Source organism: Xenorhabdus sp. NBAII XenSa04, assembly GCF_963866145.1.
Taxonomy (GTDB): domain Bacteria; phylum Pseudomonadota; class Gammaproteobacteria; order Enterobacterales; family Enterobacteriaceae; genus Xenorhabdus; species Xenorhabdus indica.
The window spans coordinates 1-9156 of sequence record NZ_CAWMEB010000440.1 but is presented as its reverse complement, the minus strand read 5'-3'; the positions used below and the strand labels follow the sequence as shown (position 1 = coordinate 9156).

General features: G+C 40.6%; 11 protein-coding genes. 6 read left to right on the top strand and 5 right to left on the bottom strand.

The features are described 5' to 3' along the window. Window positions 1–210: 210 nt before the first annotated feature. Window positions 211–954: a DNA polymerase III subunit epsilon gene (gene dnaQ, locus AAC147_RS18890; protein ID WP_047683818.1), complete on the bottom strand. Its 744-nt coding sequence runs from the start codon at window positions 952–954 to the stop codon at window positions 211–213. A gap of 63 nt (window positions 955–1017) precedes the next feature. Here dnaQ and rnhA point away from each other — a divergent pair, with 63 nt between their 5' ends. Further along, window positions 1018–1485, top strand: a complete 468-nt coding sequence (gene rnhA / locus AAC147_RS18885; RefSeq protein ID WP_047683816.1) for a ribonuclease HI — start codon at window positions 1018–1020, stop codon at window positions 1483–1485. A gap of 12 nt (window positions 1486–1497) precedes the next feature. Here rnhA and AAC147_RS18880 read toward each other — a convergent pair whose 3' ends face one another. Next, complete coding sequence (locus AAC147_RS18880; RefSeq protein ID WP_047683813.1) at window positions 1498–2214, bottom strand: methyltransferase domain-containing protein; 717 nt, start codon at window positions 2212–2214, stop codon at window positions 1498–1500. 61 nt (window positions 2215–2275) lie between these two features. On the opposite strand from AAC147_RS18880, the gene gloB reads away from it, so the two are divergent. The 3 genes from gloB to AAC147_RS20245 all read left to right on the top strand — a co-directional run bounded on the left by gloB (window position 2276) and on the right by AAC147_RS20245 (window position 4866). Next, window positions 2276–3031, top strand: coding sequence for a hydroxyacylglutathione hydrolase (gene gloB, locus AAC147_RS18875; RefSeq protein ID WP_047683821.1), 756 nt, complete (start codon window positions 2276–2278; stop codon window positions 3029–3031). A gap of 72 nt (window positions 3032–3103) precedes the next feature. Then, complete coding sequence (mltD, locus tag AAC147_RS18870; RefSeq protein WP_047683811.1) at window positions 3104–4435, top strand: murein transglycosylase D; 1332 nt, start codon at window positions 3104–3106, stop codon at window positions 4433–4435. Window positions 4436–4620: 185 nt separating this feature from the next. After that, on the top strand, window positions 4621–4866 hold the full coding sequence (locus AAC147_RS20245) for a MepB family protein (protein WP_072032543.1): 246 nt from the start codon (window positions 4621–4623) through the stop codon (window positions 4864–4866). A gap of 338 nt (window positions 4867–5204) precedes the next feature. On the opposite strand, the gene AAC147_RS18865 is transcribed toward AAC147_RS20245, so the two are convergent. Together AAC147_RS18865 and AAC147_RS18860 are read right to left on the bottom strand one after the other, a co-directional pair. Further along, window positions 5205–5975 carry an ABC transporter permease gene (locus tag AAC147_RS18865; protein ID WP_047683808.1) on the bottom strand — a complete coding sequence of 257 codons (771 nt, stop codon included), beginning with the start codon at window positions 5973–5975 and terminating at the stop codon, window positions 5205–5207. Continuing rightward, window positions 5972–6898, bottom strand: a complete 927-nt coding sequence (locus tag AAC147_RS18860; protein ID WP_047683806.1) for an ABC transporter ATP-binding protein — start codon at window positions 6896–6898, stop codon at window positions 5972–5974. Before AAC147_RS18860 ends, AAC147_RS18865 begins: the two co-directional genes overlap by 4 nt. A 181-nt stretch (window positions 6899–7079) precedes the next feature. On the opposite strand from AAC147_RS18860, the gene can reads away from it, so the two are divergent. Continuing rightward, entirely contained in the window at window positions 7080–7733 is a 654-nt protein-coding gene (gene can / locus AAC147_RS18855) for a carbonate dehydratase (RefSeq protein WP_047683804.1), read from the top strand. Window positions 7734–7813: 80 nt separating this feature from the next. Here can and hpt read toward each other — a convergent pair whose 3' ends face one another. Beyond that, window positions 7814–8350, bottom strand: coding sequence for a hypoxanthine phosphoribosyltransferase (gene hpt, locus AAC147_RS18850; protein WP_047683802.1), 537 nt, complete (start codon window positions 8348–8350; stop codon window positions 7814–7816). Between the two features lie 274 nt (window positions 8351–8624). Between hpt and AAC147_RS18845 the strand changes: the two genes are divergently transcribed. Continuing rightward, on the top strand, window positions 8625–8972 hold the full coding sequence (locus tag AAC147_RS18845) for a YacC family pilotin-like protein (protein WP_047683800.1): 348 nt from the start codon (window positions 8625–8627) through the stop codon (window positions 8970–8972). Window positions 8973–9156 lie beyond the last annotated feature (184 nt).

Here is a 9156-nt window from a genome sequence, read left to right as displayed (position 1 = left end):
ACGGGACTCGAACCCGCGACCCCCGGCGTGACAGGCCGGTATTCTAACCAACTGAACTACCGCACCGCAGGGCGTTCTGGTTGAGAACGGGATGGATAATACGAGCCTCCGCACAATCCGTCAATCGCTTTTTATAATAAAATAGTGCACTTGCACAGTTTTTCACCTTAATGGCAAATTAATCCCCACTTATCATACTCTCAATCAATGTCATTGTTCAGGTTCTGTTCGCCATAAACAACTTCCCCCTTTCTTTTGCACCAGATCCAAACGGGACTCATGCTGAATCAATTCCTCGTCAGAAGCATAAATAACTCTCAACCCCGCCTGAGGGCGAGTGATTTTTTGAATTTCTGCAACCTGCGCATTGTTGGATACTTCTCCTTCCATTGAAAAAGCCAGTGATGTCTGACCACCAGTCATTGCCAGATAGACATCCGCCAGAATTTCGGCATCAAGTAATGCGCCGTGGAGAGTACGTTTCGAGTTATCAATATGGTAACGATCGCACAACGCATCAAGGTTGTTACGTTTACCGGGGAAAAGCTGCCTTGCCAGCATCAAACTATCCGTAATCGTACAAAATTCCGCGGTTGGCGGAATATCACGATTAAGTTTGCTGAACTCATAATCCATAAAGCCGATATCGAACGTCGCGTTGTGGATGATCAGCTCAGCCCCACGGATAAATTCAATAAATTCGTCAGCAATATCAGCAAATTTGGGTTTATCCAGCAAAAATTCATCACTGATACCATGAACCTCAAACGCTTCCGGATCAACCAAGCGTTCAGGTTTAATATAGATATGGAAATGACGTCCTGTAAGGCGGCGGTTGATGACTTCCACCGCGCCGATTTCAATGATGTTATGCCCCTCGTAGTGAATTCCCAGTTTATTCATACCGGTTGTTTCGGTATCGAGGACGATTTGACGGGTAATTGCAGTGCTCATAGTGTTTTTTTGTGTCAGACTTAGAGTTTTGATTGAAGATAATATAGGAAGAGTCTACCAAATATGAGCAAACAGGTAGAAATTTTCACCGATGGTTCTTGTCTCGGTAATCCCGGCCCCGGTGGATATGGTGTTTTACTTCGTTATAAACAAAAGGAAAAAAAACTAAGTCAAGGTTATTTCCGCACGACCAACAACCGAATGGAACTTATGGCCGCCATTATCGGGCTGGAAGCACTCAAAGAGCCTTGTAACGTCATTCTGACCACCGATAGCCAATATGTCCGCCAGGGTATTACCCAATGGATCTACAACTGGAAAAAACGTGGCTGGAAAAAAGCGGACAAATCTCCCGTGATCAATGTTGATCTGTGGCAACGACTGGATAAAGCCATTTCATCCCATAATATTGACTGGCGTTGGGTTAAAGGGCATACAGGCCATCGGGAAAATGAGTTATGTGATGAATTGGCTCGCACAGCGGCCAATGCCCCGACCCAGAATGATGATGGTTATATCAATGAAAACTGACCTAATAAGAAATTAATAGCGTTGGTGAAAATTTTTCGCTGCCCCTAACGCATTACTGAATTTAGGTTTCAACAATTTGGCCCGCATGGGATTGAGAGTTAAAGGTATTGTCCGCTTGCGGGCAATAATCACATTCAGACAACCAAGTATTGATGTCGTATGCTCATAGAAACTATTTCCACTCTTCCACGGTAAGACATGGAAATTAGCATGGTAAAGAACTTCATAATTAAGCAAGCGAAGCCAGTCCAATTGACGAAAACGGGAAAACATTTGGGCACGGTAAGGTTGCCTGCGACATACAGGTGAAATCACTTTTTTCAGCCCTAATAAACTTATTGGATTAAAACCAGAAATGATCAACCAGCCGTCATCAATCATAATCCGATCCACTTCCCGAAGCAGCCAATGAGGATCAACACTATAAGTCAACATATGAGCCAATAAACAAGCATCAACCGATTTCGCTTCGAAAGGAAGATAATGAGGATCGGCAATCACATCCATACTTTCGCCTGCCAATCCTACATTGACCTGGTGGCTGATCAGGCAAGAGCGACTGTCAATTTCTGCACTTAAATTACCGACCTTAACTAAATGAAAGCCAAAAATTTTTGGCCACCACGGTTCCAATTGACGTTCCAAAGCGACACGGTAATATTCTCCCCAAGGTAACTCAGCCCAAGATTCAGGAGGAGTTATTTGTTTGATTGCATGTAATGATTGCATGTCATCTTCCTTTCAACCTACAAAGCTATTGTTAAAAGCTATTGTTAAAATGAGGCATATAATGAAGCTTATCAGGCTCCCCGCCCTTTCAGATAACTATATTTGGTTACTTTGTGATGAAGACAAACGTTGTGTCGTTATCGATCCTGCTGAATCACACCCCGTCGTGGAAATTTTAACAGCTAACCAACTTATTCCCGTTGCTATCTTGCTGACACACCATCACTACGACCATGTTGGTGGTGTCGCTGGCTTATGTAAACAATATCCTGAATTACCTGTGTATGGTCCAGAAGAGACCCGAAGTAAAGGAGCTACCCATATTATCCATGAACATGATGTCATTGATATTGGGCATTTCTCTTTCCAGATTATAGCATTACCGGGTCATACACTTGGTCACATCGCTTTCTATCAGGCACCTTACCTGTTTTGTGGAGATACCCTGTTTTCAGGAGGTTGTGGCAGACTATTCGAAGGTACTGCTGAACAAATGTTTTCTTCTCTTGAAAAAATTGCATCGCTACCCGATGACACATTGATTTGTTGTGCTCATGAATATACCGCCGCAAATTTGAAATTTGCGCAGTCAGTATTACCTGAAAATCAAACAATTCACGATTACTATAAAAAAATTATTGAGTTACGCGAAAACAATCAGGCAACAGTGCCCACTGCTTTACAGACTGAGAGAAAAATTAACGTTTTTCTAAATTGTCACGATCTTGATTTACAAAAAAATATCGGTATCAAACCTAATTCAATACCACTTTCTTCTGTTTTTCAGCAATTAAGGGCTTATAAAGATCGATTTTGATTTTGTTGGGTTGTCTTCTGCGTAATAGGTCAGTATGATTGCTCACCTTTTAGGCATACATCAAAAGAAAATATGAAGACAAAAGCGATCTTGTTCGCGTCTGTCTTGCTTGCCGGGTGTCAATCGGGTCTCCAACCAAAGTCTCTCTCCCAGCAGCATACACAGAAAATGTCTTCGACTAATCAAAAAGCAGAAGGTATTGCAGAGCCAGACGAAACTGCAAACTGGAAGATAAGTCCAACAGCCCAACAAGATTTGTGGGGACATATCCGTGATGAGTTGAAGATGGAAATTCCTGACAATAACAGGGTACGTGAACAACAAAATTATTATCTGAGACACAAGAGCTATCTCCAAAATGTGGCGTTACGAGCAGAGCCATATATATATTGGATCGTTGAGCAGATTGATCAACGAAATATGCCCATGGAAGTGGTCTTACTTCCCATAGTGGAGAGTGCTTTTAATCCTCATGCTACATCTTACGCCAAAGCAGCAGGTTTGTGGCAGATTATCCCCAGTACAGGCCGCCATTATGGTTTGACACAGGATAAATGGTACGATGCTCGTCGTGATGTCGCTGCATCTACAACCGCAGCTTTAGACATTCTTGAACGTTTGAACGTGCGTTTTAATGGGGATTGGTTATTAACTATCGCAGCTTATAACAGCGGCGAAGGCCGGATCATACGTGCAATCAAAGACAATCAGTCGCGGGGAAAACCGACAGATTTTTGGTCATTAGCATTACCTCGTGAAACCATGCATTACGTCCCCAAAGTACTGGCGCTCAGTAATGTCATTCGTCACAACGAAAAATTTGACCTTAAATTGCCAAAACCCAACAATCGACAGGCCCTTGCCAAAGTTGAAGTAGGGCAACAAATCACACTATCACAAGCTGCTGAGTTATCCGGGTTATCACTGACTTCCATCAAAACCTATAACCCTGGCTATAAGCAAGGGATGACATCTCCCTATGGGCCACATTACATTATGTTACCAAAAGAGAATGCCAGCCAGCTTAAACACTCGCTGGCAGATGAAAATGTTTTAAAAAATATCCGCCTGGCTGTTGCCAGAAATATTCGTCAGCTACAACAACAGAATCATTACACTGTCCGTTCTGGTGATACATTATCAGCAATTGCAAAACGTTTTAAGACATCTCATCATCAGCTACAAAGGTTAAATGGCTTGAAGACGGCTGACAGACTCAGAGTTGGACAAGTTTTGAAGGTTAATACTAGCGATTCTGTTACGTATCAGGTTCGCAAAGGTGATTCCTTTGCCAGCATCGCCAAACGGCATGGCGTAAATCTTAATGATCTGATGAATTGGAATAAAAAAATCAAGATCAAAGACATTAAACCCGGTATCGCTCTGACGCTTTATATTAACTGATTTATCTTATCCACCAGCGTATAGCTTCCTGCCTTTCAGGCAGGGAGTTTTTACTGTGCCAGATATTATAACCTTGTACAAAACACATAATAATTCGAATATTCTCAATATATTTCAAGTTCAATAAAGGAATCTAACCTTGCCATCATTTACCAGTGATACAGATAATTTCCCTGATAGCTTCAATGAAATATACAAACAGTTGCTACTTCCTGCCGGATACTACGTTTTATTCAGATATTCTGACCAGACAAGGCATATTTTTCACTGGAAATAAAGAAGGAAAAAGGGCCATACGAGTGTATCCCTCTTGGGTATATCCTTTTTCAAAACAAGCAATTAAAACACAAAAATGGCAATCTTCATATTTTATAAATTTAGAAATTCAATTACTTTCCATCGAAAAATTTAATAAAATATTTTCTATCTAAAACAGTAAATTTCCAATATTATTTAAATAATATAATCCTAAGAAAATAATTTGAAATATCATTTCAACTTGGTTATTGAAATAACTTCAACCAAAATACTGTGGGATCACAGGGCAACTGAATGGACGTTTTATAAACACGGATGGCACAAAAATAATATAATAATAGTCCGAATTTAAAACAAATTAACACACACCGTTATTAAAATTAGTTTGAATATCATAACAAAAGTTCAACCGTCTCTAAAATTGAGAAATTTTTTAACAAAAATAGGCTGCTTTATTGTGTTACACAGCAGAACAGCCTATTTGTCGATTTTTATGTTCAAACGATCCTGCTTAGGTTCTCAGTCCCTTGCCCGACTCGATCAAATACCAAGCTAATAAGTAAAAACCGAAAATAAACATACCTAACATACCTAATGTCATTACCAGAGACACATCAGCAATACCGAGGAAACCATAGCGAAATCCACTGACCATATAAACGATTGGATTTAGCTTCGATACCATCTGCCAAAACTCAGGTAATAAAGTCAGGGAATAAAACACACCGCCCAAATAAGTTAATGGCGTCAGAACAAAAGTCGGAATGATACTGATATCATCGAAGGTTTTCGCAAAAATGGCATTCAACAAGCCAGCTAATGAAAATAAGATCGATGTCGCCAATAGGGTTATTACGACCATTCCCCACGAGTAGAGCTGTAACGGTACAAAAAGCAAAGAAACCAGTGTAACTAAAATGCCCACACATACACCACGAGCCACTCCGCCGCCGACAAACCCGGCAATAATGACATGTGTTGGCACAGGCGCAACCAGCACTTCTTCAATACTACGCTGGAACTTAGCACCAAAAAAGGAAGAAGAGACGTTTGAATATGAGTTAGTGATCACAGACATCATAATCAGACCGGGAACAATAAACTGCATATATGCTACGCCTCCCATTTCCCCAATACGGGAACCCACTAGATTGCCAAAAATGACAAAATAGAGAGACATAGTAATCACTGGTGGTAGCAAAGTCTGTACCCAAATACGACCAAAGCGAGTAACTTCTTTAATCCAGATAGTTTTCAATGCCACCCAGTATAGTTGGATCATTGACGAGCTCCTTGGCTATTATTTGTCAACCCGATAAACAGCTCTTCTAGACGATTCGCTTTATTACGCATGCTGTTAATTTGGATACCCTGCATACTCAATTGGGAAAAAATATCATTTAATCCCTGCCCACGTTTCACATCCACTTCTAATATGGTGGTATCCACCAAACGATAGCCATAACCCTGAAGGACTGGCATATTTCTTTTCGGTGCTAAATCGAATAAGAACGTTTCCAGTTCCAGTTGGCTGAGTAAATCCTTCATGCTGGTATTCTCCACCAACTCACCATTCTGAATAATGCCAATATTACGGCAGAGCATTTCAGCCTCTTCCAGATAGTGAGTTGTCAGGATGATAGTCGTTCCCTGTGCATTCAAAGTTTTCAAAAACTCCCACATAGAGCGACGTAGTTCAATATCCACACCAGCAGTAGGCTCATCTAAAATTAATAAATTTGGCTCGTGTATTAAAGCACGGGCAATCATTAGACGGCGCTTCATACCTCCTGATAAACGGATTGCCCGTTCATTGCGTTTGCCCCATAGATCCAGTTGTGACAGATAGGTTTCCGCCCTGCTTTGCGCCACATCGCGTGATACACCGTAATATCCGGCCTGATTCAACACAATCTGAATCACTGTTTCAAATGGATTGAAATTAAATTCCTGCGGCACTAAACCCAACTGACGTTTGGCATTGACCAAATCCGTATCAATATCGTAACCAAATACGTTGACCTTACCGCTACTTTTATTAACCAAAGAGCTGATGATACCGATGGTAGTCGATTTTCCTGCACCATTTGGCCCCAAAAGCGCGTAGAAATCGCCAGCTTCTACACGTAGATCAATCCCACGCAATGCTTTCACTCCACCTTTATAGGTCTTCGTGAGCTGAGTTAACTCCAATGCATAAGCCATAAGTCAAAAACACCTTTATTCTTTGCTATTTTTGAATGCAAGATAGAGATTATGCCATTATTTTGCCTATACTTCTTTTCAATGATAGGGATCAAAGCAAAAACATTACTCAATTAAATATTAAATTCTCAATTAATGTTGTATATGATTCTATCTCAAAAATGTTGCCAGGCTATTAGTCATGATGAGAAAAATTGAAGAGCTGTTCGCCAGGAACAAGCAGTGGTCTAAATCCGTAAATGAAGAAAACCCGCATTTCTTCAATGAATTATCAAAAGCACAAAAGCCCCATTTTCTATGGATAGGCTGTTCGGATAGCCGTGTACCTGCTGAAAAGCTTATCGATGCTGCACCGGGTGATCTTTTCGTTCACCGGAATGTTGCAAACCTTGTTATACACACCGATTTAAATTGTTTATCCGTTGTACAGTATGCTGTCGATGTTTTACAGGTTGAGCATATTATCATCTGTGGTCACTACGGATGCGGTGGTATTGAAGCGGCAGTAGACGGCACTGAATTAGGCTTAATCAATAACTGGCTACTCCATATCCGTGATTTGTGGTACAAACACAGCTCAATGCTTGGCGAGTTGCCGCCTAATGATCGACTGAATCGTTTATGTGAACTAAATGTTATTGAACAGGTTTATAACCTTGGGCATTCAACCATTATGCAGTCAGCATGGAAACGCGGGCAAAAAGTGATGATCCACGGTTGGGTATACGGTTTGAAGGATGGTGAACTATATGATCTGGATATTACCGCAGACAGCCGGGAAAAATTGGAACTCAATTACCGCCAGGCAATCTCCAAACTGGCTAATAAAAAGTAACAAATTTCTGTAAAAATAAATGGCAGCTAAAACTGCCATTTATTTACTGCACCAATGCTCTTGTGCATTAGCACAAGAATTTACTCTCCCAACAGAGTAACATGGCCGATATAAGGCAGATGACGATAGCGCTGAGCATAGTCAATGCCATAACCAACCACGAATTTATCTTCAATCGAATAACCAATCCATTCAACTGGCACATCAACTTCACGGCGGGATGGCTTGTTCAGTAACGTACAAATTGCCAACGAGTTTGGTTCACGCAAGGCCAGGATTTCACGAATTTTATTTAGTGTATTGCCTGAATCAATAATATCTTCAACGATCAACACATCTTTACCACGAATATCTTCATCCAGATCCTTCAGGATTTTCACATCGCGGGTAGAGCTCATTCCATTACCATAGCTGGACGCTGTCATAAAATCCACTTCGTGAGGAACCTGAATTGCACGGCATAAATCCGCCATGAAAATAAACGATCCTCTTAACAATCCAACCAATACCAGTTCACGATCACTATTACGGTAATGCTCTGTAATCTGTTGCCCCAGTTCAGCAATGCGTCGCTTAACCTCCTGCTCGGAGATCATTACTTCTACAATATGTTTCATTATAAATATAACCAGTTGATATTATTTTAAATAACCACAATAACCATCAATAATGAGCGTGATTATTTACACACCGATCAACCCAATAAGCTCATCGAGCGCATAAAATAACACTCTATGACATCAGAACAAAACCCTATTCATTAACACACGGTTAATTTTTTACTGGTAATTAAAAGGTCATTTTCCAAGTTCAGGTAAATAAAGTTTGGCTAAAAAAGATATTAATATGTTAACTTAGGCAAAACAGCAAAAAATCAATATAATAGGAATTATGCAAAAACTTGCCTTATTGACTTACATTCTGGTTCTATTTGGTTTCACACAACCCGCAAGGGCTTTGTCTGAAAATGAAGCTGAAGATCTTGCTGATCTCACCGCAGTTTACATCTACCTAAAATATGATTGTGGTTATAGTCAGATCCCGGAGAGGGAAATCAGACGCACAATCGTTTATTTTGCCCAACGTAATAAATGGGATCTCAGTAACTATGATGGTCAGTTAATGGAGAAACTAAATCAGTTAGGCTATAACGATCTGAAAGGAATCAACCTGCCTCATGAGGTAAAATGTCGTTCTCTTGCCCGACGCTCCCTCAGCCTACTTGCTTATGTCAAATAAGTTTCTAATCATTCTCAGGTCAATATCACAGTGCAACTAACTTTTTCGTTGGCTATTATGTGCGCCTCATAATCATGAGTGCACAATGGAGGAATACCATACATGTCACAAGAAAACGTTTGGTATGAAACATTACATGCCAATTTTGGCCAGTATTTCACGGTTGGGTCACGTATTCAATCCG

Excerpts from the sequence above, each read along its gene's own strand:
- dnaQ (WP_047683818.1), bottom strand. The coding sequence starts at position 954 with ATGAGCACTGCAATTACCCGTCAAATCGTCCTCGATACCGAAACAACC.
- rnhA (WP_047683816.1), top strand. The coding sequence starts at position 1,018 with ATGAGCAAACAGGTAGAAATTTTCACCGATGGTTCTTGTCTCGGTAAT.
- AAC147_RS18880 (WP_047683813.1), bottom strand. The coding sequence starts at position 2,214 with ATGCAATCATTACATGCAATCAAACAAATAACTCCTCCTGAATCTTGG.
- gloB (WP_047683821.1), top strand. The coding sequence starts at position 2,276 with ATGAAGCTTATCAGGCTCCCCGCCCTTTCAGATAACTATATTTGGTTA.
- mltD (WP_047683811.1), top strand. The coding sequence starts at position 3,104 with ATGAAGACAAAAGCGATCTTGTTCGCGTCTGTCTTGCTTGCCGGGTGT.
- AAC147_RS20245 (WP_072032543.1), top strand. The coding sequence starts at position 4,621 with ATGAAATATACAAACAGTTGCTACTTCCTGCCGGATACTACGTTTTAT.
- AAC147_RS18865 (WP_047683808.1), bottom strand. The coding sequence starts at position 5,975 with ATGATCCAACTATACTGGGTGGCATTGAAAACTATCTGGATTAAAGAA.
- AAC147_RS18860 (WP_047683806.1), bottom strand. The coding sequence starts at position 6,898 with ATGGCTTATGCATTGGAGTTAACTCAGCTCACGAAGACCTATAAAGGT.
- can (WP_047683804.1), top strand. The coding sequence starts at position 7,080 with ATGATGAGAAAAATTGAAGAGCTGTTCGCCAGGAACAAGCAGTGGTCT.
- hpt (WP_047683802.1), bottom strand. The coding sequence starts at position 8,350 with ATGAAACATATTGTAGAAGTAATGATCTCCGAGCAGGAGGTTAAGCGA.
- AAC147_RS18845 (WP_047683800.1), top strand. The coding sequence starts at position 8,625 with ATGCAAAAACTTGCCTTATTGACTTACATTCTGGTTCTATTTGGTTTC.